At 71.1% G+C, this 26,193-nt stretch carries 25 protein-coding genes; 12 read left to right on the top strand and 13 right to left on the bottom strand.

Annotated features, from left to right (window positions below):
- Nucleotides 1-7 precede the first annotated feature (7 nt).
- Both ACFWJX_RS04610 and ACFWJX_RS04605 read left to right on the top strand, forming a co-directional pair.
- Nucleotides 8-511, top strand: coding sequence for a glutathione peroxidase (locus ACFWJX_RS04610; RefSeq protein ID WP_383236733.1), 504 nt, complete (start codon nt 8-10; stop codon nt 509-511).
- A gap of 91 nt (nt 512-602) precedes the next feature.
- Nucleotides 603-1,457: a MerR family transcriptional regulator gene (locus ACFWJX_RS04605; protein ID WP_383236731.1), complete on the top strand. Its 855-nt coding sequence runs from the start codon at nt 603-605 to the stop codon at nt 1,455-1,457.
- Nucleotides 1,458-1,578: 121 nt separating this feature from the next.
- Here ACFWJX_RS04605 and ACFWJX_RS04600 read toward each other — a convergent pair whose 3' ends face one another.
- From ACFWJX_RS04600 to ACFWJX_RS04590, 3 genes are all read right to left on the bottom strand, one after another.
- Entirely contained in the window at nt 1,579-1,770 is a 192-nt protein-coding gene (locus ACFWJX_RS04600) for a DUF397 domain-containing protein (RefSeq protein WP_383236728.1), read from the bottom strand.
- A 243-nt stretch (nt 1,771-2,013) separates the two neighbouring features.
- Entirely contained in the window at nt 2,014-2,868 is an 855-nt protein-coding gene (locus ACFWJX_RS04595; RefSeq protein ID WP_383236725.1) for a helix-turn-helix domain-containing protein, read from the bottom strand.
- Between the two features lie 301 nt (nt 2,869-3,169).
- Complete coding sequence (locus tag ACFWJX_RS04590; RefSeq protein ID WP_383236722.1) at nt 3,170-3,925, bottom strand: GPP34 family phosphoprotein; 756 nt, start codon at nt 3,923-3,925, stop codon at nt 3,170-3,172.
- Nucleotides 3,926-4,087: 162 nt separating this feature from the next.
- Here ACFWJX_RS04590 and ACFWJX_RS04585 point away from each other — a divergent pair, with 162 nt between their 5' ends.
- Nucleotides 4,088-6,646: a D-alanyl-D-alanine carboxypeptidase gene (locus ACFWJX_RS04585; RefSeq protein ID WP_383236719.1), complete on the top strand. Its 2,559-nt coding sequence runs from the start codon at nt 4,088-4,090 to the stop codon at nt 6,644-6,646.
- A 170-nt stretch (nt 6,647-6,816) separates the two neighbouring features.
- Nucleotides 6,817-8,715 (top strand): MFS transporter, encoded by a 1,899-nt coding sequence (locus ACFWJX_RS04580; protein WP_383236716.1) that lies wholly within the window; start codon nt 6,817-6,819, stop codon nt 8,713-8,715.
- A 20-nt stretch (nt 8,716-8,735) separates the two neighbouring features.
- On the opposite strand, the gene ACFWJX_RS04575 is transcribed toward ACFWJX_RS04580, so the two are convergent.
- Entirely contained in the window at nt 8,736-9,575 is an 840-nt protein-coding gene (locus ACFWJX_RS04575; protein WP_383236713.1) for a hypothetical protein, read from the bottom strand.
- A gap of 89 nt (nt 9,576-9,664) precedes the next feature.
- Between ACFWJX_RS04575 and ACFWJX_RS04570 the strand changes: the two genes are divergently transcribed.
- Nucleotides 9,665-10,450 carry an SDR family oxidoreductase gene (locus ACFWJX_RS04570; RefSeq protein WP_383236710.1) on the top strand — a complete coding sequence of 262 codons (786 nt, stop codon included), beginning with the start codon at nt 9,665-9,667 and terminating at the stop codon, nt 10,448-10,450.
- A 126-nt stretch (nt 10,451-10,576) separates the two neighbouring features.
- The gene (locus ACFWJX_RS04565) at nt 10,577-12,148 is read left to right on the top strand and encodes a sodium:solute symporter family protein (RefSeq protein WP_383236707.1); all 1,572 of its coding nucleotides are present in this window, start codon (nt 10,577-10,579) and stop codon (nt 12,146-12,148) included.
- Here ACFWJX_RS04565 and ACFWJX_RS04560 read toward each other — a convergent pair whose 3' ends face one another.
- Nucleotides 12,149-13,267 (bottom strand): ADP-ribosylglycohydrolase family protein, encoded by a 1,119-nt coding sequence (locus tag ACFWJX_RS04560; protein ID WP_383236704.1) that lies wholly within the window; start codon nt 13,265-13,267, stop codon nt 12,149-12,151. It lies immediately after the preceding gene.
- Nucleotides 13,268-13,390: 123 nt separating this feature from the next.
- Between ACFWJX_RS04560 and ACFWJX_RS04555 the strand changes: the two genes are divergently transcribed.
- A complete protein-coding gene (locus tag ACFWJX_RS04555) occupies nt 13,391-13,894 on the top strand; it encodes a DUF2165 domain-containing protein (RefSeq protein ID WP_383237362.1) in 504 nt (167 codons plus the stop codon).
- Here the strand turns inward: ACFWJX_RS04555 and ACFWJX_RS04550 are convergent, their stop codons facing one another.
- The 4 genes from ACFWJX_RS04550 to ACFWJX_RS04535 all read right to left on the bottom strand — a co-directional run bounded on the left by ACFWJX_RS04550 (nt 13,895) and on the right by ACFWJX_RS04535 (nt 18,856).
- Nucleotides 13,895-14,470 (bottom strand): hypothetical protein, encoded by a 576-nt coding sequence (locus ACFWJX_RS04550; RefSeq protein ID WP_383236701.1) that lies wholly within the window; start codon nt 14,468-14,470, stop codon nt 13,895-13,897.
- Nucleotides 14,471-14,553: 83 nt separating this feature from the next.
- Nucleotides 14,554-17,139 carry a bifunctional FO biosynthesis protein CofGH gene (locus ACFWJX_RS04545; RefSeq protein ID WP_383236698.1) on the bottom strand — a complete coding sequence of 862 codons (2,586 nt, stop codon included), beginning with the start codon at nt 17,137-17,139 and terminating at the stop codon, nt 14,554-14,556.
- Nucleotides 17,140-17,263: 124 nt separating this feature from the next.
- Nucleotides 17,264-18,130, bottom strand: coding sequence for an LLM class F420-dependent oxidoreductase (locus ACFWJX_RS04540; RefSeq protein ID WP_383236696.1), 867 nt, complete (start codon nt 18,128-18,130; stop codon nt 17,264-17,266).
- A gap of 330 nt (nt 18,131-18,460) precedes the next feature.
- Nucleotides 18,461-18,856, bottom strand: a complete 396-nt coding sequence (locus ACFWJX_RS04535; RefSeq protein WP_383236693.1) for a RidA family protein — start codon at nt 18,854-18,856, stop codon at nt 18,461-18,463.
- A 137-nt stretch (nt 18,857-18,993) separates the two neighbouring features.
- Between ACFWJX_RS04535 and ACFWJX_RS04530 the strand changes: the two genes are divergently transcribed.
- Nucleotides 18,994-19,971, top strand: coding sequence for a helix-turn-helix transcriptional regulator (locus ACFWJX_RS04530; protein WP_383236690.1), 978 nt, complete (start codon nt 18,994-18,996; stop codon nt 19,969-19,971).
- Nucleotides 19,972-20,000: 29 nt separating this feature from the next.
- On the opposite strand, the gene ACFWJX_RS04525 is transcribed toward ACFWJX_RS04530, so the two are convergent.
- Nucleotides 20,001-20,414 carry a cytidine deaminase family protein gene (locus ACFWJX_RS04525; protein ID WP_383236687.1) on the bottom strand — a complete coding sequence of 138 codons (414 nt, stop codon included), beginning with the start codon at nt 20,412-20,414 and terminating at the stop codon, nt 20,001-20,003.
- A gap of 27 nt (nt 20,415-20,441) precedes the next feature.
- Here ACFWJX_RS04525 and ACFWJX_RS04520 point away from each other — a divergent pair, with 27 nt between their 5' ends.
- Nucleotides 20,442-21,002: a Scr1 family TA system antitoxin-like transcriptional regulator gene (locus ACFWJX_RS04520; protein ID WP_383236684.1), complete on the top strand. Its 561-nt coding sequence runs from the start codon at nt 20,442-20,444 to the stop codon at nt 21,000-21,002.
- 6 nt (nt 21,003-21,008) lie between these two features.
- On the opposite strand, the gene ACFWJX_RS04515 is transcribed toward ACFWJX_RS04520, so the two are convergent.
- Complete coding sequence (locus ACFWJX_RS04515) at nt 21,009-21,818, bottom strand: endonuclease/exonuclease/phosphatase family protein (protein WP_383236681.1); 810 nt, start codon at nt 21,816-21,818, stop codon at nt 21,009-21,011.
- 86 nt (nt 21,819-21,904) lie between these two features.
- Between ACFWJX_RS04515 and ACFWJX_RS04510 the strand changes: the two genes are divergently transcribed.
- The 3 genes from ACFWJX_RS04510 to ACFWJX_RS04500 all read left to right on the top strand — a co-directional run bounded on the left by ACFWJX_RS04510 (nt 21,905) and on the right by ACFWJX_RS04500 (nt 22,885).
- Complete coding sequence (locus ACFWJX_RS04510) at nt 21,905-22,297, top strand: nitroreductase/quinone reductase family protein (RefSeq protein ID WP_383236678.1); 393 nt, start codon at nt 21,905-21,907, stop codon at nt 22,295-22,297.
- 64 nt (nt 22,298-22,361) lie between these two features.
- Nucleotides 22,362-22,592 carry a hypothetical protein gene (locus ACFWJX_RS04505; protein ID WP_383236675.1) on the top strand — a complete coding sequence of 77 codons (231 nt, stop codon included), beginning with the start codon at nt 22,362-22,364 and terminating at the stop codon, nt 22,590-22,592.
- Nucleotides 22,589-22,885, top strand: coding sequence for a type II toxin-antitoxin system PemK/MazF family toxin (locus ACFWJX_RS04500; protein WP_383236672.1), 297 nt, complete (start codon nt 22,589-22,591; stop codon nt 22,883-22,885). The genes ACFWJX_RS04505 and ACFWJX_RS04500 overlap by 4 nt, the downstream gene beginning before the upstream one ends.
- 52 nt (nt 22,886-22,937) lie before the next feature.
- On the opposite strand, the gene ACFWJX_RS04495 is transcribed toward ACFWJX_RS04500, so the two are convergent.
- The gene (locus tag ACFWJX_RS04495; RefSeq protein WP_383236669.1) at nt 22,938-24,386 is read right to left on the bottom strand and encodes an aldehyde dehydrogenase family protein; all 1,449 of its coding nucleotides are present in this window, start codon (nt 24,384-24,386) and stop codon (nt 22,938-22,940) included.
- The gene (locus ACFWJX_RS04490) at nt 24,383-26,113 is read right to left on the bottom strand and encodes an amidohydrolase family protein (RefSeq protein ID WP_383236666.1); all 1,731 of its coding nucleotides are present in this window, start codon (nt 26,111-26,113) and stop codon (nt 24,383-24,385) included. The genes ACFWJX_RS04495 and ACFWJX_RS04490 overlap by 4 nt, the downstream gene beginning before the upstream one ends.
- Nucleotides 26,114-26,193: the final 80 nt, after the last annotated feature.

The following is a 26,193-nucleotide window of genomic DNA, read 5'->3' as shown; positions in this document are numbered from 1 at the left end:
TCCGGGGATGACTACTGATGCCGGTGCTTCCCCCCTCGATGTCGAGATCGGTGCCCTCAAGGGCGGTTCCGCGGACCTCTCGCAGTACGCGGGTCAGGCCGTCCTGATCGTGAACGTGGCCTCCAAGTGCGGCCTCACCCCCCAGTACAACGGCCTGGAGCGGCTCCAGGAGCGGTACGCCGCCCAGGGCTTCACCGTGCTCGGGGTGCCCTGCAACCAGTTCCTCGGGCAGGAGCCCGGCAGCGCCGAGGAGATCGCGGAGTTCTGCTCGGCGACGTACGGCGTCACCTTCCCGCTGACCGAGAAGGCCGAGGTGAACGGGGACGGGCGGCACGCGCTGTACGAGCGGCTCGTCGGGTTCGCGGACGCTGAGGGACACAGCGGGGACATCCGCTGGAACTTCGAGAAGTTCCTCGTCGGCCGGGACGGCACCGTGGCCGCCCGGTTCTCCCCGCAGACCGAGCCGGAATCGGCCGAGATCGTCGCCGCCATCGAGAAGCAGCTCGGCTGACCTGCCCGCTTGACCTTGCCCCTGGGGCAGAGCCGAGCGTTCCCGTCGCCGGGCGGAGAAGGCCGCCCGGCGACGGAGGACGAGGGATCAGGTGGACGACGAGACGCTGCTCAGCATCGGCGCGTTCGCCGTGCGGGCCCGGCTGTCGGCCAAGGCTCTACGGCTGTACGACCGGCTGGGCCTGCTGCCGCCGGCGCAGGTCGACGAGGTCAGCGGTTACCGCTACTACCGGGCCGGCCAGGTGGAGCGCGCCCGGCTGGTGGCCATGCTGCGGCAGCTCGACATGCCGCTCGCGCGGATCGCCGAGGTGATCGACGCGACGGACGGCACGGAGGCCGCCGAGCGGCTCGCCGCCTACTGGGCGGACGTCGAGACGCGGATCGCCGCCCAGCGCGCCCTCGCCGAGTACCTCCGTGCACGTCTGTCGGGAAGGAACTCCGAGATGTACGGAGCGTTCGAGGTCGAGACGGTCGAGATGCCCGCGCAGGTGCTGATCACCGAGAAGCGGCACACGTTGGCGGACGAACTGCCCGCCTGGATCGGCGCGTCGCTCGGCCGGCTGGAGGAGGCCGCGCGGGCCTGCGGGGGCGTCGCCGGGGCGCCGTTCGTGGTCTACCACTCCGAGGTGACGACGGAGAGCGACGGACCGGTCGAGTGCTGCGTGCCGGTCGCCGACGAGGCGGCGGCGCGGGCCTGGGTGGCCGGGCGGGGACGTGGACGGGAGGTCACGGTCCTGGTGGAGCCGGCCAGGCGGCTCGCCTTCACCCGGATCGGCAAGGCGCAGGTCGCGTACCCCCAGATCCTGGCCGCGTTCGAGGCGGTGGAGGCGTGGATGAGGCGGGAGGGCCTGGAGTACGACGGCCCGTGCCGGGAGATCTACTTCGCCGACTGGGCTGCCGCGGGACCCGAGGACCCGGTGTGCGACGTGGCGTTCCCGGTGCGATGAGCCCGTAGCGGCCGGGGAAACGCCGAGCCCTCTCGGCAAGGACGGCGAACTCGTCGAGAGGGCCCTTCGGTGCTGCCTGTGAAGTTGTCCCGCATGTGCGGTGGCGCTGTCTGTGGAGTCCCTACGCCTTGACCGATGCGACGAAGAGGTTCCACGCGTCGGCGGGGAAGCCCAGCACGGGCCCGTCCTGGATCTTGGAGTCCCGTACGGCCATGGCCGCGACGATCGGCGACTTGATCTCGACGCACGCGCCGTTGCCGGTCGAGTACGAGGACTTGGTCCACGTGTCCGTGATGCCCTGACGAATTGCCATTTTTGCTCCGGATTGCCAGATGTGATGAGTTGCTGTCGCCGCACGAAGGGCCTGACTGCGGGCCCACAGCACGGTTTCCGCCAACGGTCTTGCTCGGTGGCGTGATCGACGCTACTCGCCAACATCGGTGTACGAAGCGACTATTCACTCGACTGGATGGCATATACCAGGTGGGACTTCCATCCCGACCGGGCCAGGGTGTACATTGCCGCACTTCCCCGGCCGGGTGGGTCCAGAAGCGTCCTAGGTGTACTTCTTGGCGATGTCGGCGATGAACTGACGGGACTGATCCACGTTCAGGGCCTGCGCCCGCAGGTGCTCGTACATCACGCTGTACTTCTGGACGTCGTTCGGCTTCTCCAGGTACAGGTCGCTGGTGACACCCTCGATGTACACCACGCTGGAATCGGCCGCGTCGGGGAACTCCAGGATCGCGTACTGGCCGTTGAGACCGGGGTGCGCGCCCATGTCGAAGGGGATCACCTGCACGGTGACGTGCGGCAGCCGCGACTGCTCGACGAGGTGCTCCAACTGATCGCGCATCAGGGACTTGTCGCCCACGATCCGGCGCAGTGCGGCCTCGTCCATCACCGTCCACAGGCGCAGCGGGTTCTCCTCCGCGCTGATTCGTTCCTGCCGGCGCATCCGCACCTGCACACGCTTCTCGATCTCGGTCGCCGCGGTCTCCGGCAACGCCCCCGAGATCAGCGTCTCCGCGTACTGACGGGTCTGCAACAGGCCGGGCACCACCTGCGGGTCGTACGCGCGCAGGCTCGCCGCGTCCGTCTCGAGGCCGATGTACACGCTGTACGGGACATCGCCGAAGGCATGCCACCAGCCCTGCTGGCGGGAGTCCTTGGCCATCTGCATCAGCGAGTCGACGATCCGCTGGTCCTCCACCTCGTAGACCCCGCACAGATCGCGCACATCGCGCTGGCTGATGCTGCGTCTGCCGTTCTCGAGGCGGCTGATCTTCGACTGGGACACCAGCAGGCGGTCGGCGACCTGTTCGGCCGTCATGCCCTTGTCCTCGCGGAGCTTGCGTAGCTCCTGGCCCAGCCGGCGTCGTCTGACCGTGGGATTGACATTGGACGTCACGGGACGTGCACCTCCGGCTGCGTGCCTGTAACTGACACTTTGCGTATCTGCTGTTGAGCAGACTGCCACCAAGGTGCTTTCTACCGCTGGAAAACAAGGGATATGCGGGCAGGGCGGGCCGGTTGGCGGTTTCTGCCGCGCCGCCGGCCCGACTCGGCCGTTCCCGGACATGCGTCCGCGCGGGGTGGCGGGCCGTGCGTCACGGGGACGTACGGCATCACCACCCCGCGCGGGCCGCGGCGGCTCCCGAACGGGTCTGACGGCCTTGCGGCCTTACGGCTGCGTGTCGTGGGACCGCGGCTCAGTGCGCCACGACACGTGCCATGGAGCCTCGGTGCGGTTGCGCCGGAACACCACGGGCGGGTTCCGGAGCGGGCCTGCCTCCCGGTCCGGCCGGACGGCCGGCCTGGGCCGGGTTACGACGCGGCTGTGCGACCGCGCCGTTCTGGACGTCCATCACGGCGTGCGCCACGAGGCCGCCCATGGGGTCGTGCCTGATCAGGTCCCGCAACCGGGATCGGGACGAGCGTCCCTCGTTCCCCGGATACAGGTGCTTGCCGAGGCCGACCGCATGCGCCAGCGCGGCGAGCGCCGCCGTCCGCGGGTCCGGCGGAACGCCGGTGCGGATGGCAGTGTCCAGCCGGGCCTTGATCTCCCGGCTGATCGCCGTCTCCGTCGCCTGGTAGCGAGTCGTCGGCAGCACTCCGCACATCTGTCCCGCCACGGCATGCACCATGCCGCACCGCTCCAGATGTGAGAGGTACGTCTGACGGAGCCCCAGTCGGGGTCCGCCAATCCAATGAACCGCCCGTACGGGAGCGCCACGCCTTCGCAGCAACTCCAACGCGCAGTCCAGAGTCGGATCTCCGGTCGGCCGTGGGGACACCACGGCGATACGATCCCCGTCCGGGGCTATCCGTCCGGCCAGCGCCAGCTCCACTAGCTGTGCTCCGGCCAGACCAAGGTCGAGCGACTGCGGCTGTGCAGTGGTACCCGTGGCCGGGTCCAGTGCCAGCAGCAAAAGCTCTTCCGGAATTGTTCTGCGGCTCCTGCCCATCCATGCCTCCCCGCGTGGATGAATGACAGGGTGACCCCTCTCACATTCATCTGTCGAGAGTGCGTGACCGGTTCGTAGTGGAACCAGTAGGTATGTCGTTCTCGTCTACCGCAGGAGCCAAGCCCACTACACAGGACACTGGTACACGGTTCGGACACCGTCGTGAGACGGGTCCCGGGCGGGCGGTTCACGGTTTTCGGCAGGCGCGCGGTCGGCGTGCGGCACAGCGAGGAGGCATCGGTGGCGGGCGAGTCCCCCGACAGGTCGAAGCAGCGCGAGTCGTCGGCAGAACCGACGTCGGGGAGCGCGGGAGCGGTTCCCGAGGCACGCGATCCGCGGCTCGCGGTGACTCGGGACAGTGAGGGCGCGTCGTCCACGGCGTCCTCGGCCGGGTCCCGGGGCGGGGTGGATACGGCGACGCGGGTCCTCTCGGTACGGGAGCTGGCGACCGCCGAACCGGAGCCCGAATCGGACGCCGAGGCGGGCGTCGAGGCGGACGACCGGGCGAATGACGAGCCGGGCCTCGAGCCGGGTGAGGACGCCGGCCAGGCTTCCGCCGAGGACGCGGACGAGCCGGAGGGCCCCATGGAGGCCGCCGAGAGCCCGGAGGAGGCCACTGAAGGCTCGCCGGAGGGCTCCGCGGGGCCGTCGGGGGCCGAGGAGGGCCCGGAGGACGCTGAGCCTTCCGGGACGGCGGCCCAGGGGGCCGGGGGCCGGGACGATCGGCTGCGGTCGGCTGTGGCCGAGTGGGTGGCCTCGGCGGACGAGAAGCCGGAGGAGGCCTCGGAGGAGACGGAGCCGGAGCCGGAGCCGGAGAAAGGTTCCGGTACGGCCGGGAAGTCCGAAGAGGGTTCGGCGGCGGCCGACGACGCCACCGCTGCCGAGGACTCCGCCACCGAGCGCCCGTCCAAGTCCGCGCCCAAGTGGGCCACGAGCGGCGACGAGGCCCCCGAGGCGGACGGCACCGACGCCGACGAGAACGACGCCCCCGAGAGCCGTACGGCCGCCAAGCCCGAAGACCCCCGGGTCGGCAGCGCCAAGACGGCAGCCGCTGCACCCGCGACGCCCGAGGACACCGACGGGAGCGAGGCGTCCGGCGACTCCGAGCCCGACTCCCCCGTCGATCAGCCCACCGCCGTCTTCAAGGCCGTACGGCCGCCTGCCGAGCCTGAGGTCGATCAGCCGACCACCATGCTGAAGCTGGGCGACCTCCCCGAGGCCGGGCCCGCCGACACGAAGGCCACGAAGGCCCCGGAAGCCAAGCCCGAGCCCAAGCCCGAGCCCGACGCCGAGAGGCCCGCGGCAGCGAGCGAGCGAACCAGCAGGTTCGTCGCGCTCAAGCCGCTGGACGATTCCGCCGTCCGGTCGGCGAAGCCCGCCGCCGACTCCACCGCCGTCGTACCGCAGATCGGCCCCGAGCGGACGACACAGCAGCCACTGCCGCCGAAGCCGCCGCTGGACCTGCTGGCCGAGCTGACGAACACCCCGCCGCCTCCGCCGACCCCGCTGCGGACGCTGGGCCGCCGGCTCAAGATCTGGACGCCGCTGGTCCTCCTGCTGGTGATCGCATTTGCGATCGCGCAGGCTGTCCGGCCACTGCCGGCGACCGCGCTGACGCTCACCGCGCAGGACTCGTACACCTTCGAGGGCAGCAAGCTCGCCCTGCCCTGGCCGTCCGAGGGCCAGGGCTGGATGGACGTCGACGGCATCGGCACGATGGACAGCTTCGGCGACCAGAAGCCGGTCGCCATCGGCTCGGTGGCCAAGACGATGACCGCGTACGTCGTCCTCAAGGGCCACGCCCTCAAGACGGGCGAGGACGGTCCCGACATCACCGTCGACGCCATCGCGGAGAAGGAGGGCGGCTACAACCAGAGCGGCGAGTCCACCCTCAACTCCGTCAAGGCCGGCGACACGCTCACGCTCCAGCAGGCCCTCTCGGCGATCATGATCCCGTCGGCGAACAACATCGCCCGGCTGCTGGCCCGCTGGGACGCGGGCTCGGAGGGGGCGTTCGTCGAGAAGATGAACGCGGCCGCCAAGGAACTCGGGATGACGAACACGAAGTACACCGACCCCTCCGGTTTGAAGGAGACCACCGTCTCCACGGCCGAGGACCAGGTGAAGCTCGGCAACGCGGTCGTGAAGATCCCGGCTCTCGTGGCGATCACCAGCGCGGCCAGCTGGACGGACCCCTCCGGATACAACTGGCCGAACTACAACGAGCTGCCCTACAAGATCGGCGCGATCGGCATCAAGACCGGCTCCACCAGCGCGGCCGGCGGCAACCTCCTCTTCGCGGCCCGCAAGAAGGTCGGCGGTGAAACGGTCACCATCGTCGGCGCGGTCCTCGGCCAGCACAAGCCGACCATCCTCAAGACGGCCAACGACGTCAGCAGAAAGGCCCTGACCGCCGCCGAGGACGCGCTGGCCCCGGCGAAGATCCTGAAGAAGGGCGACGTCGTCGGGTACGTGGACGACAAGCTCGGCGGCCACACCCCGGTCGTCGTCACCAAGGACGTCACGGCGGTCGGCTGGGCGGGGCTGACGGTGAAGCTGACGTTCGCCGCCGACGAGGTCCCGCACACGGCGAAGGCCGGCACCCAGGTGGGCACGCTCACCGTCGGGGACGGCACCAGCAGCGCGGTGAAGGTCCCGGTCGCCCTGCGGAGCGACCTCGCCGAGCCGGGCTTCTCGGACAAGCTGACACGCATCGGCTGAGCCGCCGCTCCAGCACCGTCCTCCACGCATCCCGCCGGGCGGCCGCCCGGCGGGGTGCGTGCTAGCGTCACGAAACGGGACAGGTCGGCGGTCGCGGCGACGCGGCCGTGAAACGGTCGCGAACGGGACGCGTCCGAGAATGGAAGACGGGACACGGGGAGTGCCTTCAGGTGGCGACTGCGGAGCCGACACGCGCCGACGAGACCGGTCCGGACCCGGACGCCGGTCGGCGGGCCCGGGTGCCCGCACCCCAGTCCGGTGACCACGACCGCGACACGGGCGTTCAGGACCGCGCCACGGCACCCGAACCCGCCCCCGCGCCCGCACCCGCTCCTGTCATGAACTCGGTCCCCGACCGGGTGCGCGGCTGGCTCCGCCGGCATCTCGTGCTCTCGGTGACGGCTCTGTCCGCCGTACTGCACATCGTGTGGTTCTTCGCCTTCGCGAACAGCGGCGGGGATCTCGCCGCGCAGGACGCCTGGGCCGAGTTCGTCGGCCGGCACCCCGACTCCGCGTACAACCTCGCCTGGTACGGCGGCATGCACCCGGTGTCGTACAGCATGGTGTCGCCGTATCTCATGTCGGTGCTCGGCGTCCGTACGACGATGATGATCGCCGGGACGATCTCCGCCGGGCTGCTGACGCTGATCCTGCTGCGCTGCCGGCCGGTGAAGAACCCGGTGTGGCCCGCGCTGGCGGGGGTGTTCGCGCTGCTGTGCAACGCGGCGTCGGGCCGGGTGACGTTCGGGCTCGGCAACATGTTCGCGCTCGGCGCGGTCGCGGTCGTGTTCTGCTGGCCGCACCGCTGGCGCTACAAACGGTGGGCCAAGGCGCTGTGCGCCGCGCCGCTCGCCGCGCTCGCCACGATGGGGTCGCCGGTGGCGGGCCTGTTCGTGGGGCTGGTCGCGGTCGCGCTGTTCCTCCAGAAGCGGCGGCCCGGCGCGTGGGCGCTGGGGCTGGCCCCGACCGCGGTCGTCGCGGTGTCCGCGTGGGCGTTCCCGTTCTCCGGCACCCAGCCGATGTCGTTCGGTTCGGCGGCCCTGCCGCTGCTGTTCTCGGCGCTCGTCTTCGCGCTCGTCCCGCACGACTGGAAGACCGTGCGGATCACGTCGGCGGTCTACGGCCTCGGCGTGCTCGGGGTGTGGCTGATCAGTTCGCAGATCGGGTCCAACATCACCCGGCTCGCCATGCTGTTCTCGGGCGTGGTGCTGATGGCCGCGCTGCCGTTCGCGGTGCCGCGCAGCCGCAAGTGGTACGCGATCGTGCTGTCCTCGCTGGTCTTCGTCGGCTGGATCGGCTTCAAGTCGGTCGACGACGTCTACCGGACGACTCCGGCGGCGTCCTGGGCGCGTGAGCTGGCGCCGCTGGTCAACGAGTTGCAGGAGGTCGGCGCGGAGAAGGGCCGGGTGGAGGTCGTCCCGGCCCGCTCGCACCGCGAGGCGTCCGCGCTCGCGCCGTACGTCAACCTGGCCCGCGGCTGGAACCGGCAGGCCGACATGGAGCGCAATCCCCTCTTCTACGACGACACCCTGAACTCGGCGAACTACCGCGAGTGGCTCAAGCGGTGGGCCGTGCACTTCGTGGTCGTGCCCAAGGACGAACCCGACGGGGACGGCGGGCAGCGCGAGCGGGAGCTGGTGCAGCGGGGGCTGCCGTACCTGAAGCAGATCTGGGGCGACGCCAACTGGCAGCTGTTCCGGGTCAACGCCCCGGCGCCGCTGGCCGAGCCGAACGCGGTCGTGCAGCGGGCGGCGCAGGGCGAGATGACGATCGATGTGCGCGAGGCGGGCCGGATCCTGATCCGGATCCCGTACTCGCCGTGGCTGAGCGTCGTCGACGCGAAGGGCAAGAGCCTGGAGCCGCCGCGGGAGACGGAGGCGTCCAAGGACCGTGCCGAGGGGGAGCCGAAGACGTACGACAACGTCAACGGCTGTCTCTTCGAGACGGAGGAGGACGCGGACGGCGACCGGTGGACGGTGCTGCTCGCACCGGAGGCGGGGACGTACCGGCTGGCGGCGCCGTACCAGCTGCCGCGGGGCACTCCGTGTCCGGACGAGCTGAAGGAGTAGTCACCGGGGCTCGCCGAAGCTCACCGGAGCCGGTCGACGTAGCGGTCCGTGCCCGGCACGGTCGGGACGAACGGGGCCAGCAGTTCCACCTTGCCCAGGCCCGTCTTCACCACCGCCTCCTCCAGGCCGGTGAAGTGCCGGCCCCAGCAGTCCCCGGGGTCCGTCTCCAGGAACCAGAGCAGGGTGAGCCGGGTGTCGACGCCCTCGACCTGCTGGACGTACGTCATGCGGTCGCCGGGGAGGGGGGTCGGGCGGAAGACGGTGACGAGGGCGGCCGGGGAGCCGGTGAGGCGCTTGGGGAGGTGGCGGGTGCGCAGCCACTCCAGCAGGTCGGCGCGCTGTTCCGGGGCCGGGGCGTCGATGACCTGGAGGACGAGGCCGACGTAGGGGTGGTCCAGGGCGTGGAAGTCGCGGGGGCCCGCCGCGCCGTCGCGGTACACGGTCGTCTCGTGGTCCTGGAACGCGGTGAAGACGTGGGTGCGGTCCCGGTAGACGCGGGCGTCCCGGTTGAGGCGCTTGTTGATGGCGACCGTCCAGCGCATGTGGTCGTCGTGGCGGCCGTCGGTGATCCAGTAGGTGGAGAGGTAGCAGCCTGCCGTGACGGGCCGGGCGACGGCCGACTTCTCGGGGCGGCGCAGGAGCTGGAGGTCGCGGGTGGCGACCCAGCGGCGACCGGCGTACATCCAGGGCATGGCCATGGCGCCGGCGTAGTAGTGGTCGTCCTCGTACCAGCGGTTGTAGGCGTACTCGTGGCCCGGGTGCGGTTCGACCATGGTGATCAGGGCGTGGCCGGGGTGCACCCCGTAGGGGCCGACGGCGGCCAGTTCGGCGTACGTGTCGCCGTGGGGCTCCTCGCTCATGGGCTTGCCCTTTCTCTTCTCCTTCTCCGGTGGGTCGCCCATACTCTGACGCTCCGTCAGTTGATGCGCCAGGGTCAGGGAGGGTCGTCATGCCACTGCTGGTCGACAGGACCGTCGTCGTCTCGGGGGTCGGGGCCGGACTCGGTCACCAGGTCGCCGCGGCCGTCGTACGGGACGGCGGGAACGCCGTGCTGGGGGCGCGGACCGAGGCGAACCTCGCGAAGACCGCGGCCGGGATCGATCCGGACGGGACGCACACGGCGTACCGGGCGACGGACGTCACGGACGAGGAGCAGTGCGCGGCGCTGGCGGGGCTGGCGCGGGAGCGGTTCGGGGGGATCGACGCGGTGGTGCATGTCGCCGCCTGGGACTCGTACTTCGGCGGGCTGGAGGACGCGGACTTCGCCACCTGGCAGTCGGTGCTGGACGTGAACCTGCTGGGCGCGCTGCGGATGACGCGGGCCTGTCTGGGCGGGCTGAAGGCGCGGGGCGGGTCGGTGGTGTTCATCGGGACGCAGTCGGCGGTGGCGGCTCCGACGCAGGTGCGACAGGCGGCGTACGCGGCGTCGAAGGGGGCGCTGACCAGCGCGATGTACTCGCTGGCGCGGGAGCTGGGGCCGTACCGGATCCGGGTGAACACCGTGCTGCCGGGGTGGATGTGGGGGCCGCCGGTGCAGGCGTTCGTGCGGTTCACGGCGGCGACGGAGGGGGTGGCGGAGGAGATCGTGCTGGGGCGGCTCGCGGAGCGGATGGCGTTGCCGGAGCTGGCCACGGACGCGGATGTCGCGGATGCGGCGGTGTTCCTGGCGTCGGACCGGGCACGCGCGATCACCGGGCAGTCGTTGCTGGTCAACGCCGGGGAGTTGATGCGATGAGTTCACATAGGTGAACCGGGACCACCATACCGAATGATTTTGCCTCCCCTTGACCTTACGCCGCCTTGTCGTGTTCACGCGCCAGCACCCACGATGAGCGCCGGGCTGAACCCTGGGAGGACGCACATGAACGGTCTCGACTGGGCCGTGCTCATCGGCTATTTCGGCGTGATGGTCGCCATCGGAGTCTGGTCCCACAAACGGGTCGACAACGTCAGCGACTTCTTCACGGCAGGCGGCAAGATGCCGTGGTGGCTGTCGGGCATCTCGCACCACATGTCGGGCTACAGCGCGGTGATGTTCACCGGGTACGCCGGCATCGCCTACACGTACGGCGTCACCTCCTTCATCACCTGGTCCTTCCCGATCGCCCTCGGCATCGCGATCGGCTCCAAGCTGTTCGCGCCCCGGATCAACCGGTTGCGCTCACGGCTGCACGTGGCCTCCCCGCTGGAGTACCTGAAGAACCGGTACGACCTCAAGACACAGCAGGCGCTGGCCTGGTCCGGGATGCTGCTGAAGATCGTGGACGTGGGTGCCAAGTGGGCGGCGATCGCCACCCTGTTGTCCGTGTTCACCGGCATCTCGCTGAACCAGGGCATCCTCATCACCGGCGCCATCACGGCCGTCTACTGCACGATCGGCGGGCTGTGGGCCGACGCGCTCACCGAGTTGGGGCAGTTCGTCATCCAACTCCTCGCGGGCGTCGCGATGTTCGTCGCCGTGGTGATGGAACTCTCCGACCGCAACATCGGTTTCCTCGGCGCATGGGACGAACCGGCCCTCCAGGGCCACGAGAAGCCGCTGGTGGGGCCGTACGGCACGGTGTTCCTGCTGGCGTTCCTCTTCATCAAGCTGTTCGAGTACAACGGCGGCATGCTCAACCAGGCCCAGCGGTACATGGCCACCGCCACCCCGAAGGAGGCCGAGCGGTCCGCGCGGCTGTCGGCGGTCCTGTGGCTGGTGTGGCCGGTGGTGCTGTTCTACCCGATGTGGATGTCCCCGCTGCTGGTCGAGTCCCAGAAGCCGGACGGCTCCGACTCCTACGGCCTGATGACCGAACAGCTTCTGCCGCACGGGCTGTTGGGCCTGGTCATCGTCGGGTTCTTCTCCCACACGATGGCGATGTGCTCCTCCGACGCCAACGCCATCGCCGCCGTCTTCACCCGTGACTGCGCGCCGGTGATCTCGGCGCGGGCGCGGGCCTGGAACGACCGGTCGGGGCTGATCGCGGCCCGCATCGCGACGGTCGTCTTCCTCGGTCTGTCCATGGCGGCGGCCACGCAGGTCAACTCGCCCGCGTTCAAGGACATCATCACCGTCGTCATCAAGTGGGTGGCCGGGCTGATGGGCCCGATGGCGATCCCGATGATGCTCGGTCTGCTGCGGCCGTTCCGCCGCTCCGGTCCGACGGCGGCGCTGGTGAGCTGGTCGATGGGCCTGTTCGCCTTCTGGCTGGTCAACTACCCGATCAACTGGAACGTCGACGGCGGTGTACCGCTCCAGTACCAGGTGTCCATACCGCTCGCGGTCTCCCTCGTCCTCTACATCCTGATCGGCTTCCTGAAGCCGGAGGACACTCCGGAACGGCTCGCGCTCATCGAGCGGATCAACACGGACGGGGGCGGCGGGGCGATGTCGGCGGCGGCCGAGGTCCCCGAGCCGCGGGACACGATGCCGACGGCGGTGAAGGACTAGCTAGGCACCTCTGGGATACCGGGCGAGCCAGCCCGGGGACGCGCCCGCCGGGGTGTGCAGGGCGGGGCCCTGGGTCATCTCCATCGCGAAGTCGTCCGCCAGTTCCAGGATCGTGGGACGGCCCTCCAGCTCGGCCAGCCAGGCCGGGGGGAGGGCCGTCTCGCCGTGCAAGGCTCCGAGCAGGCCGCCGGTCAGCGCACCGGTCGCGGCCGAGGGGGCGCCGTGATTGACGGCGAGACGCAGACCGTGGCCTACGTCCTCGGCGGCGAGGGCGCAGTAGACGGCCGCCGCCAGCACGGCCGGGGCCGTCCCCGCCCCGGCCAGCTCCTCCACCCGCGCCGGGCCGGGCATCCCCTGCCGTACGGCACCCAGCGCGTGCTGCAACGCCTCCGACACCGGCTCGTGTCCCGGCCGGGCGGACAGCAGCGCGAGCGCCCGCTGCACCGCGCCGTCGAGGCTGTCGCCGCGGGCCAGCGCGTGCACGGTGACCGCGTACGCGCCCGCCGTGAGGTAGCCGCCGGGGTGGCCGTGGGTCTGCGCCGCGCACTCCACGGCGAGCTGCGCCACCAGTTGCGGCTCCCAGCCGACGAGCAGCCCGAAGGGGGCCGAGCGGGCGGTGGCCTCGGGGCCGTCCTCGCCGGGGCTCTTGGGCGCGGCGAGGGTGCCCATGATGTCGTCGCCGAAGCCGAGGAGGAGGGAGCGGGCCGGGTCGCGGCGGACGTACAGCCACTCCTCGTGGGCCAGCCAGCCGTCGTCCTTGCGGCGCAGGTCGGGCCCCCAGTCGCGCTGGGTGGCGGCCCATCTCAGATACGCCCGGTGCAGATCGGTCGGCGGATACCAGGCACCGGTGTCCCGCCGCACGTGGGCCCGGATCAGCCCGTCGACGCTGAACAGGGTCAGCTGGGTGAGATGCGTGACGGCACCGCGCCGCCCGTAGGCGGGGGCGAGGTCGACGAGCCCCTCGGGCCCGTGCGCCTGCCGTATCTCCTCCAGGCCCAGCCGGTCGACGGGCGCTCCGAGGGCGTCCCCCACGGCCGAGCCGAGCAGCGTGCCCCGTACCCGACTGCGAAAGTCCTGCTGCTCGGTACGCCCCCAGACGGCCCCACCTGTCGCACCCACCTAGACCTCCCGGGCACCGTCCGTACGTACGACGTTCGCCACTGTAATCGAATGGAGCCGTGGCATTGGGAGGCCGTGGACATGTCATGCCCCTTTTCCGGGCACACCTCCTCCATGGCAGCCATGACCTCCACCCCCGCCTCGCGCGCCGTCCGTCTCGCCGTCACTCTTCTCACCGCCTCCGTCGCGCTCTACACCGCGTTGGTGGCCTTCGGGAACATCACCGACTTCGGGACCAATCAGCAGTTCGTCCGGCACGTTCTGGCCATGGACACGACGTTCAAGGACGACGATCTGATGTGGCGGGCGGTGACCGGGGAGGGGCTTCAGGATGCCGCGTATGTGCTGATCATCGCGTGGGAGACCGTCGCCGCGCTGGTACTGGTCGCCGGGACGTGGTTCTGGGCGCGGCGGGATCTGGGCAGGGCCCGGCAGGTGTCGACGTACGGGCTGCTGATGGTGATGCTGCTGTTCGGGGGTGGGTTCATCGCGATCGGTGGGGAGTGGTTCGCGATGTGGCAGTCGGAGGACTGGAACGGGCTGGACGCCGCGACCCGGGTGTTCGTGTTCAGCGGGGTCGTGCTGCTCGCGCAGTATCTGCCGGCCGAGGGTGGGCGTGAGGGCTGATCACTCGACGACCCTGACGTTCGTTCCTGTCGCGCCGAACGCCCACAGGGCCGCGCCGTCCGCCTTCGGCATGCGGATGCCGCCGGTCAGGGCGCCGGAGGCGGGGGGCGGGGAGGAGCCGTCGACCGCGTTGGAGAAGGCGATGTTGACGCCCGACTTCGCGGAGAAGTAGATGATGTGCTCGATCTCCACGCCGTCGGAGCCGGTGGTGGCGTCCTTGCGGAGGGACACCGTGTAGCTGCCGGAGGCGGGGTCCACGGTGCCCGGCCAGACCGTGAAGGTGCGGCGGGCCGCGTCGTCGGCGTCGACCAGCCAGACCCGGTCCTGACCGAGGGAGTAGACGATACGGCGGCCCGTGCCCGAGCCGTCGGGAACGGGCGCGGCCGTGGGGGTCGGGGAGGGAGAGGCCGAGGGCTTGGCGTCCGCGGAGGCCGAGGCGGAGGGCTTCGCCCCGGTCGCCGTCGGGTGCGGGCCCTTGTCGGCCTGCACCGTCAGGGCGCCGACCACGACGATCGCGCCGGCCGTCAGACCGGTGACCCAGGCCCACGAAGGAAGCCGTCGGGCAGGCACGGGCACGCATCTCCTCAGTCTCGGGCCCCCGACACCGGGAGCCCGATCATCGTACTGCGAGGCCCCCGCTCTCCCCGCCGTCGGTCCGGTCAGTCCAGGACCGGAAGCAGCTCCGGCAGATGGCCGTCGGACGCCTGCGCGGCCCGCTGCCGCTCCTCGGAGACCTCGCCGTACAGGGTGGTGCGCGGCCTGGCCGGGCGGCCGGCCGCCTCGGCGACCTCGATCAGGTCCTTGACCGACTTGTAGGAGCCGTAGGAGGAGCCCGCCATGCGGGAGATCGTCTCCTCCATCAGGGTGCCACCGAGGTCGTTGGCTCCCGAGCGGAGCATCTCGGCCGCGCCCTCGGAGCCCAGTTTCACCCAGCTCGTCTGGATGTTGGGGATGTACGGGTGGAGCAGGAGGCGGGCCATCGCCGTGACCGCGCGGTTGTCCCGCATGGTCGGGCCGGGCCGCGCGATGCCCGCCAGGTACACCGGCGCGTTGGTGTGGATGAAGGGGAGAGTCACGAACTCGGTGAAGCCGCCGGTCCGTTGCTGGATCCCGGCGAGGGTCCGCAGGTGGCCGAGCCAGTGCCGCGGCTGGTCGACATGGCCGTACATCATCGTCGACGAGGAGCGGATGCCCAGTTCGTGGGCCGTCGTGACGACCTCGATCCAAGTGGCCGTCGGCAGCTTGCCCTTGGTGAGGACCCAGCGGACCTCGTCGTCGAGGATCTCCGCCGCCGTACCGGGGATCGAGCCGAGCCCGGCCTCCTTCGCGGCGGTGAGCCACTCGCGGATGGACATCCCGGTGCGGGTCGCGCCGTTGACGACCTCCATCGGCGAGAAGGCGTGCACGTGCATGCCGGGCACCCGCTCCCTCACCGCCTTCGCGATGTCGAAGTACGCCGTGCCGGGCAGGTCCGGATGGATGCCGCCCTGCATGCAGACCTCCACCGCGCCGACCTCCCAGGCCTGTTGGGCCCGGTCGGCCACCTGGTCGAGGGAGAGCGTGTAGGCGTCGGCATCGGTGCGGCGCTGCGCGAAGGCGCAGAAACGGCAGCCGGTGTAGCAGACGTTGGTGAAGTTGATGTTCCGCGTGACGATGTAGGTGACGTCGTCGCCGACCACCGACCTGCGGACGTCGTCGGCGATGCGGCAGAGGGCGTCGAGCGCGGGCCCGTCGGCGTGCAGCAGCGCCAGCGCCTCGGCGTCCGTCAGCTTCGTCGGATCGTCGGCCGCCGTCGCCAGCGCCTGCCGTACGTCCGTGTCGATGCGCTCCGGGACCATGCCGGGGGCGGCGGCCTCCCGCAGAGCGCCCCAGTCGCCGTACACCTCGTCGAAGTCGTCGCGGCGGTCGGACGTACGGCCGTCGGTGTCGATGGTCCGGTGCAGGTCCGTACGGCCGGTGGCCTCGAAGGCCTCCTCGGGTTCCTGCCACGGGCGGCCCTCGACGACGGCGTCCGGCAGGGCCAGGCCCGTCTCCGGGTCGGCGAGCGCGCGCACGTGCGGCAACAGGCGCGGGTCCAGCCAGGGTTCGCCGCGGGTGACGAACTCCGGGTACACGCAGAGCCGTTCGCGCATCTCGAAGCCTGCCGCCGCCGACCGCTCCGCCAGTTCGTCGATCTGCGGCCAGGGGCGTTCGGGGTTGACGTGGTCGATGGTGAGGGGGGACACCCCGCCCCAGTCGTCGACACCGGCGCCGATCAGCCGCTCGTACTCGCTGTCGACCAGGTTGGGCGGGGCCTGGAGGCAGGCGCTGGGGCCCATGATGTGGCGGGCGACCGCCACCGTCGCGACCAGCTCGTCGAGTTCGGCGTCGGGCATGCCCCGCATCGCCGTGTCCGGCTTGGCGCGGAAGTTCTGGATGATCAGTTCCTGGATGCCGTGGTAGGCACGGGAGACCTTGCGGAGCGCGAACAGCGACTCCGCGCGCTCCTCGTACGTCTCCCCGATGCCGATCAGAATCCCCGAGGTGAACGGGACGGACGAGCGGCCCGCGTCCTCCAGGACGCGCAGCCGTACGGCGGGTTCCTTGTCCGGGGAGCCGAAGTGCGGGCCGCCGGGCTCCGACCACAGGCGGGTCGCGGTCGTCTCCAGCATCATGCCCATCGACGGGGCGACCGGCTTGAGCCGCTGGAAGTCCGTCCAGGTCATGACGCCCGGATTGAGGTGCGGGAGCAGGCCCGTCTCCTCCAGGATGCGGATGGAGATGGCGCGGACGTAGGCGATGGTGTCGTCGTAGCCGTGCGCGTCGAGCCACTCGCGCGCCTCCGGCCAGCGGTCCTCGGGCTTGTCACCGAGGGTGATGAGCGCTTCCTTGCAGCCGAGGGCCGCGCCCTTGCGGGCGATGTCGAGCACCTCGTCCGGCGACATGAACATGCCGTGCCCGGCGCGCCGCAGCTTGCCGGGCACGGTGACGAACGTGCAGTAGTGGCACTTGTCCCGGCACAGCCGGGTGAGCGGGATGAAGACGCTCTTCGAGTAGGTGATGACGCCGGGGCGGCCGGCCGCCTCCAGGCCCGCGTCCCGCACCCGGGCGGCGGACGCGGCCAGGTCGACGAGGTGCTCACCCCGGGCCTGGAGCAGAACGGCCGCCTCGGAGACGTCGAGGGCGACGCCGTCCCGGGCACGTTTGAGGGCGCGACGCAGCGAGTTCTCGGTGGGGCCGGTTCCGGAGATCGCGGAAGTCGTCATCCTTTGAGCATACGTACGCGCTGATCAGGACCGGCGGGAGCGCCCGATTCGTCCCTCAGGGGCATACGTCACACCGTGTCACTTGTGGAGGGACGTCCGGGTCACCGGTGCTCCGGCGTCGGGGTCACCGCTCGTCCGCCGCGCCGGGCAGGTAGGGGGCGTACTCGTCGAGGGCCTTGAGCACGTCCGCCTCCCCCGCCGGCGGCAGCTGCACCACGACCTCCTCGATGCCCAGTTCGGCGTAGTGCGCGAGTTTGCCGGGCGACGGGTGGACGGCGTACGGCACGATCTGGAGGGCCGCCGGGTCGCGGCCCGCGTCCGCCCACGCCGCGCGCAGGACGGGCAGCGACTCGGACAGGCCGCGCCCTCCGATGGGCAGCCAGCCGTCGGCGTACTCGCAGATGTGCGCGAACAGCTTCGGGCCGGCGGCGCCGCCGACGAGGGTGCGGGGGCCGGTGACCGGGCCGCGGGGCTTCTGCACGGGCTTGGGGTGGGCGTCGCTGGCCCGTACGCTGCCGAACTCGCCCTCGTACGCGGTGGGTTTCTCGCTCCACAGCGCCCGCATCAGCGCCATCCGGTCGCGGACCAGGTCGCGGCGGGTACGCCACTCCACCCCGTGATCGGCGGCTTCCTCCACGTTCCAGCCGTAGCCGAGGCCGAGGGTGAAACGGCCGCCGGAGAGGTGGTCGATGGTCGCGATCTGCTTGGCGAGGTCGATCGGGTCGTGCTGGGCGACGAGGGTGATGCCGGTTCCGAGGCCGAGCCCCTCCGTCACGGCCGCCGCCTGGCCGAGGGCGACGAAGGGGTCGAGGGTACGGCCGTACTCGCGGGGCAGGTCGCCGCCGGCGGGGTACGGGGAGGTGCGCTCGACGGGGATGTGCGTGTGCTCGGGGAGGTAGAGCCCGGCGAAGCCGCGCTGCTCCAGCTCGCGGGCGAGGCGGGTGGGGGTGATCGTCTCGTCGGTGAGGAAGATGGTGACGGCGATGCGCATGGGCGGCCTTTCGACGCGGGCGGCTCGGGCTGGGCGGCTGGCTGGCTGGCTGGCTGGGGCTGTGACGCTGTGCGGCTTCTGGGGTTGTGGGGTTGTGCGGCTCTTTCGCCGCGGGTGACGTCCTCATCTGTACCGGGAGACGGACCACGTGTCCATACCGACCGGTCGGCTTGGGCGGGTGACGTTTCTCCCGTCCCGCGCACATGGCATCCCCGTGTCCGCCGATACCCGCCGCTTCCAGGGGAGTTCCGCCCGCCTGAAGAGGGTCGCCGACCTGCCCGCCGCTCGCGCCGGTTCGACGGCACGAGCGGCGGAGGAGACGCGATCACCTCATGCGACGGCGGTGCCCTCCAGCTCGACCATCTGGCCGGGGATCGCCAGACGCGTCACCCCGAGCATCGTGGTGGTCGGCGCGACCCCGGCGGCGGCGAGCCGTCCCGCCAGCACGCCGTAGTGCTGGAAGAGCAGGTCGACGTCGGTCGTGTAGACGTTGAGCCGGACGAGATCCGCGAGGGACATGCCGGCCTCGGCGAGCACGGCCTCGATGTTGGCGACGCTCAGCGCCAGCTGCGCCGCCATGTCACCGTCGTGCTCGGGCTTGCCTTCGCTGCTCATGGCCGTCTGCCCCGAGATGTACAGGGTGCGCGAGTGCCCGGAGACGACCTCACCCTGGTTGAAGCCCATCTCCACCGACCACGGCACCGGGTTGACCGCATTGCGTTCCATTGCAGCACTGGCTCCATTCGATTCACCGACACCGCGTACATCCATCGACTCGGCCGCCGACGGGCTTTGGCGTCGTGTGAGGGAGCCTGCCAACTAAACATGACATCCCAAGTCATGTATTTCGCTAGGGTGTTCCCGTGCGCGCCGACCGGTTGGTTTCCTTGGTGCTCCTCCTGCGCCGGCGCGGCCGGATGACCGCGGACACGCTGGCCCGTGAGCTGGAGGTGTCCACCCGCACGGTGCTGCGTGACATGGAGGCGCTGTCCGCGGCCGGTGTGCCGGTCTACGCCGAGCGCGGCCGGCACGGCGGTTTCGCGTTGTTGCCCGGCTTCCAGACAGCGCTCACCGGACTGAACCACGACGAGGCGCTCGCCCTGCTGGTCGCCGGATCACGGCGGGGTGCCCAGCAGTTCGGCCTCGGCTCGGCGCTCGCCTCGGCCATGCTCAAACTGGTCGACGCACTGCCCGAAGGCCTTCGGGACACCGCGGTCGGCGCGGCGCAGCGATTGCTCATCGACCCGGAGACCGACCTCCTCGCGCGCCCCGTGGCCGCGGACGAGGTGTCCGCGACCATAGGGGCCGAGGTCCGGCGTGCGGTCTTCGCCGGACACAGACTGCGCATCCGATACGCGGCCGTGGACCAGGCCCCGAAGTGGCGCACGGTGGACCCGATCGGCCTGGTCACCGTGCGCGAGCAGGGCTACCTGCTGGCCACGAGGAGCGGCGTGGACCGCACCTACCGGCTGTCCCGGGTGCTGGCCGCCGAGGCACTCGACGAACCCGCGCAACGACCGGGCACGGTCGACCTGGACCGGACCTGGCAGGAACGCAACACGCGGTTCCGGACCGGAGGCGACGAGCAGATCGCCGTGCTGGTGCGGGTGGACCCGGCGCGGCGGGATCACCTGGTGGGCACCGCCCTGACCGTCCGGTCCGAAGAGACCGACGCGGACGGCCGGCTGCGACTGAACCTGATCTTCCAGGATCGACGGCACGCCGAATGGGCCGTGTGGCAGCACGCCACGCACGTGGAGGTCCTGGCCCCGCAAGAGCTGCGTACGGCCATCCGCGACCGTGCCGCCATGGTCGCCACCCGCTACGGAGCGCCGCCCTAGCCAGTGCCGTGTCGGGCAGTGTTCAGTCTCTACTCGGCGTCGAGTTGGTGGTCGGCCCAGACGTAGCTCTCGGGGAGCAGGTCGGTGATGAGGACCGTGCGGAGGCGGTCGCCCTCGCCGACGATGACCTTGAGGGCGGGGAAGTAGTCGAGGAGAACCTGACGGCACCGGCCGCACGGGGGAACGACCCCGCGGTCGCGGTCGCCCACGGCGACGACGGTGTCCAGTTCGTAGACGCCCTGAGCGGCCGCCGCACCGATGAGGACCAGCTCGGCGCAGGGCCCTCCGGTGAAGTGATAGGCGTTCACCGCGGTGACGATCCGGCCGTCCTGGGCACGGGCCGCGGCCGCCATGGTGTGGTTGTCGCCGCGGCAGCGCGTGCGGGCCACGTCCGCTGCGGCCTGGACGAGTTCGTCGTCGAGGTGGGGGATCTGCGAGGTCATCAGGCGACGTTGACCTGCGTGAGGCGGGTGCACAAGCGGATTTCGGTACTGGAGCAGATCGTTCCCACCACGTTCCGCGCAGTCATCCACGAAGTCGCCCTCCGCGTACCCGTCGGCGGACCCGTCATCGCCAAGCGCCAGTTGCAGCACCTGGCTGAGCAGAGCGAGCGCGAGCACGTCACCATCCGGGTGATCCCGTTCGTCATCGGCGCATACCCGGGATCAGGGCAGAACGTCCACTACGCGTCGGGACCTGTCGCCCGCCTGGACACCGTCTCGCTGGACCAGTCCCATGGCCCCGTACTCGTGGACGCGGAGGCCCAGTTGGAGATGTACCGCATCCTGTTGGACCGCAGGAACAGGTGGCTCTGGAGCCGTCGAAGTCCCGTGACTTCATCCACAACCTCATCCACGACCTGTGAAAGGAAGCCGATGCACACCTACACCTGGCAGAAGTCGTCCTACTGCGGCCAGGGCGAATCCTGCGTCCACACAGCCTCCTCCCCCGCCACCATCCACCTCACCGAATCCGCCGAACCCGCCCAACCCGTCGTCACCGCCGCCCCGCCGCCTTCGCCGCGCTCCTGACCACCGTCAAGAAACGCTGAGGTCCGCCACCACCGCCGCATGGTCCGACGCCCATACGCCGTCCACCGGGGCGTCCCCCGCCCGCCGCACGCTCCGCACACGGACCGGTCCGCCCACGCCGATGTGGACGTAGTCGATGCGGGCGTTGGGCATGCCGCCCTTCGCCACGTACGGGTTCGCCGCGTCCCAGGTGGCCCACGGGGCCGTCGGGTCGGCGTACTCCCAGGCGTCGAGGAACACCTGGCCAGGGACGGGCGGGGCCGTCTTGTGGCCGCCGAAGAGGCGGATCTCGTCGGAGTCGGGCCAGGCGTTGAAGTCGCCGGTGACGAGGGGCGGGAACGGGGTGTCGCCCCGGTGCTGGGCGACGAACTCGGCGAGGGACTCGACCTGGCGGCAGCGCACCGCGGAGGCGTGGAGTTGGGAGGTGAGGTGGGTGGTGAAGAAGGGGATGTCGTGGGCGGGCGCGGCCAGGCGGGTGTGGAGGGCCAGGCGGCCGTCGGCGACGTCGGTGGGCGTCGGGAGCGGCAGGACGTCCTGGGCCACCACCGGCCAGCGACTGAGTACCGCGTTGCCGATCTCCACCGACGCGTCGCCGATCCGCCGCTGCCACCGCTCGGGGGCGTGGGACGGCGCCCAGGCCCAGTGCAGGCCCAACTCACCGGCGAGCCACTCGGCGAGGTTCTCCTCACCGGTGGCCCACACCTCCTGGAGGCCGACGACATCGGGGTCCAGCTCCCGCAGGACCGACAGGATCGCCTTCTGCCGAGCCTCCCACGGTCCGAAACGCCACCACAGGTTCCAGGTCACGACCCGCATCCGCAGCCACCCGTCTTCGTCGCTCGCGCATCCGAGACCATTGAAGCAACAGTTCGAGCCCTTTGTGTGAAGGAGTCGCACCGACGATGTCCCGCCTCAACGACCGACGATTCCGCGCCACCACCGCCATCCAGCGCCGCCTCAACCCTCTCCTCCGCCGCCTCCCCTTTCAGACCGTCATCGAGACGACCGGCCGCACGTCCGGGCTGCCGCGGCAGACGCCGGTGGGAGGGCGGCGTGTCGGGAACGTCTTCTGGCTGGTGTCGGAGTTCGGGGAGCTGTCCCAGTACGTCCGCAACATCAGGGCCGATCCGCGCGTGCGGGTGCGGATCGGCGGGCGGTGGCACACGGGAACGGCACATCTGCTGCCCGACGACGACGCGGCGGCGCGCCTGCGCGGCCTGCCGCGGTTCAACAGCGTCGCGGTGCGGGCCCTGGGGACGAACCTGCTGACGGTGCGGGTGGATCTGGACGGCTGAGCAGGGGGCGGTCGTGTCGTTCAGGTCGCGGTACCGGCACCATGAACATCAGCATGATGACGGCATGACGATCAACATGACGATGAGCCTGCCCGACGAGGTGGCGGCCTTCGTGAAGGCCAAGGGCAACGCCTCCGCCTACACGGCTCGCATACTGCGCCGGGAGATGCTCGCCGAGGAGATGGCGAAGTCCGCGCGGGTGCGTGCCGAGGCCGGCATCGCGACGACGGCCGCGGAGCCGTCCGAGAGCGAAGAGGCCACGTTGGAGCGGTGGGGACGGGTGGCCGGCCGGTGAAGCGAGGTCACGTCTACGAACTGCGCTTCGCCGGGGGACACGCGCATGTTCTGGTGATCTCGTCCGACGCCCTCAACGAGCACAAGTCGGCCACCTGCGTGCTGATCCATCCGCAGCAGGTTCGCGAGGCCACGCTGGTGGACATCCCCGTGGTTTCGCCCTCGGCGGGCACCGTCGTGCTGGGCGAGTTCCGCACCCTGTCCGCCACCCGGTTCACCGAAGACCTGGGGCCGGTGGAGGAGCCGGTCATGGAGGCCGTCGAGATGGGGCTGCGGGCCGTACTGGACCTGTAGCCCGAAGCCGCAGCCGGGGAGCGGGCAACGGACAACCGGCCTCACCCCACCCTCACCCCGGCCACACGATCGACTGCACCTCGCTGTACGCGTGCAGCGCGTACGAGCCGACGTCGCGGCCGACCCCGCTCCTCTTGAAGCCGCCGAACGGGGCCTCCATGTTGCGGCCGACGGTGTTGATGCCGACGCCTCCGGCCCGTAGGCGGCGGGCGAGGCGGAAGGCTCTCGCGATGTCGCCGGACCAGACGTAGTCGATGAGGCCGTAGTCGCTGTCGTTGGCCAGGGTGACGCCTTCCTCCTCGTCGTCGAAGGGGATGACGACGACGACCGGGCCGAAGATCTCCTCGCGGGCCACCCGCATGTCGTTCGTGCAGTCGGCCAGGAGGGTGGGGGCGACATAGAAGCCCCGGTCGGAGAAGGCAGGGCGTTCGCCGCCCGTCACCAGCACCGCGCCCTCCTTGCGCCCCAGTTCCACGTACGACTCCACCCGGTCCCGGTGGGCCGCCGAGATCAGCGGGCCGACCACCGTGTCCGGGTCGCGCGGATCGCCCACCTTCAGGCGGCGGGCGTACGCCGTGAGGCCGTCCACCAGGCGGTCGTAGACACCCCGTTGGGCCAGTACGCGGGTCGGGGCGGTGCAGATCTGGCCGCTGTAGAAGGAGAAGGTCGTCCCGATGCCGGCCACGGCCGAGCCGATGTCGGCGTCGTCGAGGACCAGGGCCGCGCCCTTGCCGCCGAGTTCCATCAGCTGCCGTTTCATCGACCGGCCGCACGCCTCGGCGATGCGCTGCCCGACCGCCGTGGAGCCGGTGAAGCTCACCATGTCGACGTCCGGGGAGGCCACCACCGTCTCCCCCACGTCGACCGAGCGGCCGGAGACCACGTTCACCACCCCGCGCGGCACGCCCGCCGCCTCCAGCGCCTCCGCCATCCGGTAGACGGACAGCGGGTCCTGCGGGGCGGGCTTGACCACGACCGTGTTGCCCGTCGCGAGCGCCGGGGCGATCTTGCCCGCCGGGTTCGCCCACGGGTTGTTGTACGACGTGATGCAGGCGACGACCCCGACGGGCTGGCGGACGGCCAGCGCGCCCATCACTCCCGCCCTCCCCATCGGGCCCGCCTCGTTGATCTGCGGTTCGATCGCCCACTCGGCGGGCTCCACGCGCGCGTACCGCCGGAAACGGGCGGCGCCGACGCCGACCTGCATGGCCCGCGCGGTCGCCGTCGTCGCGCCGGTCTCGGCCTGCGCGAGTTCGGCGTACGGCACGAGGTGGCCGCGGATGACGTCCGCCGCCCGCGCCAGCACCGCCGCCCGCTCCCCGGCTGCCGTACGCGACCACGGGCCGAAGGCCTCGCGGGCCGCGGCGCAGGCCGCCAGCACCTGGTCCCGCGAGGCCTCCGGCGCCCACCCGACGGTCTCCTCGGTCGCCGGATCGGTCACCTCGTAGTGACCGCCGTCCGGCTCGGCCCACCGGCCGCCGACGAACAGCCGCTGGTTCACCGGGTGCCCACCGTCCGGGTGTCCCGCCCCGAGCGCAGCACCTTCCCCGGTACGGCACCGGTCACCACGTCGTCCCGGATCGCCGCCACCCCGTTGACCCACACCGCCCGCACGCCGAGCGCCTTGGAGTCCAGCCGCGGGCTGTCGCCGGGCAGGTCGTGCACGAGGGTCGCGGGGCCCGCCTCGATGCGCTCCGGGTCGAACAGGACGAGGTCGGCGTGGAAGCCCTCCTCGATCCGGCCCCGCCCGCGCAGCCCGAACAGCCGCGCCGGATCGTCCGTCAGCATCTTCACCGCCTGCTCGAGCCCGACCAGTTTCCGCCCGCGCAGACAGTCCCCGAGGAACCGGGTGGTGTACGGCGCCCCGCACATGCGGTCCAGGTGCGCGCCGGCGTCGGAGCCGCCGAGCAGCACGTCCTCGTGCTGCCAGGTCTCGGCCCGCAGCGCCCAGGACGCGGGGTCGTTGTCCGGCGGCATGGGCCACAGGATCGTACGCAGCTCGTCGGCCGCGCAGATCTCCACCAGGCAGGTGAAGGGGTCCTGGCCGCGCTCGGCCGCGATGTCCTTCACGACCCGGCCGGACAGGCCGCGGTTCGCCTCGCTGTAGGTGTCGCCGATGACGTAGCGGCCGAAGTTCGCCAGCCGCCGGAACACGCCCGCCTCCTTGGAGTCCGCGCGCCTGAGCAGCTCCGCCCTGACCTCCGGGTCGCGCAGGCGGGCGATGCGCTCCGGGACCGGCAGGCCGAGGACCGGGCCCCAGCCGGGGATGAGGTTCAGGGCGCAGAAGGTGCCCAGGGACATGTTCATCGGCGTGAGGATCGGCATGGTCAGGGCGACCACCCTGCCGCCCGCCTTCCGCGCCCGTTCGCTCGCCGCGAGCTGCCTGGGCACCCGCTCGGGGACGGCCGCGTCGATGGTGAGGACGTTCCAGTTCAGGGGGCGTCCGGCCGCCGCGCTCATCTCCGCGAACAGGTCGATCTCGGCGTCGCTGAACTGGTCCAGGCAGCCCGCGACGATCGCCTCGATCTGCGTGCCCTCGTGCTCGCCCACCGCCTTCGCCAGCGCCAGCAGCTCCGCCGGGCGCGCGTGGCGGGAGGCGACCGGCTGCCCGTCGCCGTCGGAGTGGGTGGAGGACTGTGTGGTGGAGAAGCCCCAGGCGCCGGCGTCCATCGCCTCGTGCAGCAGCCCGACGATCCGTGCGAGCTGCTCCTCGCTCGGCTGTCCGCCGACCGCGTCCGGGCCCATCACATACCGTCGCAGCGCGCAATGCCCGACCATGAACCCGGCGTTGACCGCGATCCGCCCCTCCAGGGCATCCAGATACTCCCCGAACGAATGCCAGCTCCAGGGCGCCCCCTCCTCCAACGCCACCAGCGACATCCCCTCCACCTTGGACATCATCCGGCGGGTGTAGTCGGCGTCGTCGGGACGGGAGGGGTTCAGGGGGGCGAGGGTGAAGCCGCAGTTCCCGGCGGCGACGGTCGTCACCCCGTGGTTCAGGGACGGGGTGGCGTAGGGGTCCCAGAACAGCTGGGCGTCGTAGTGCGTGTGCGGATCGACGAAGCCGGGCGCGAGGACGAGCCCGGAGGCGTCCTCGGACGTACGGGACTCCTCGGTGACGGCCCCGATGGCGGCGATACGCCCGTCCCGGACACCGACGTCGGCGATGCGTCCCGGCGCCCCCGTCCCGTCGACGACGGTCGCGCCTCTGATGACGTGATCGAGCATGGGGGTGCCTCCTCAAGCGTCCGTGTGGTGAGCGCCCGGAAGGGGCGCGGGGAACTGCGCGACCAGCCCCATCCGGGGCC

The sequence above is a fragment of the Streptomyces sp. NPDC058335 genome (assembly GCF_042723915.1).
Taxonomy (GTDB): domain Bacteria; phylum Actinomycetota; class Actinomycetes; order Streptomycetales; family Streptomycetaceae; genus Streptomyces.
This window is presented reverse-complemented; position numbering and strand designations above follow the sequence as displayed.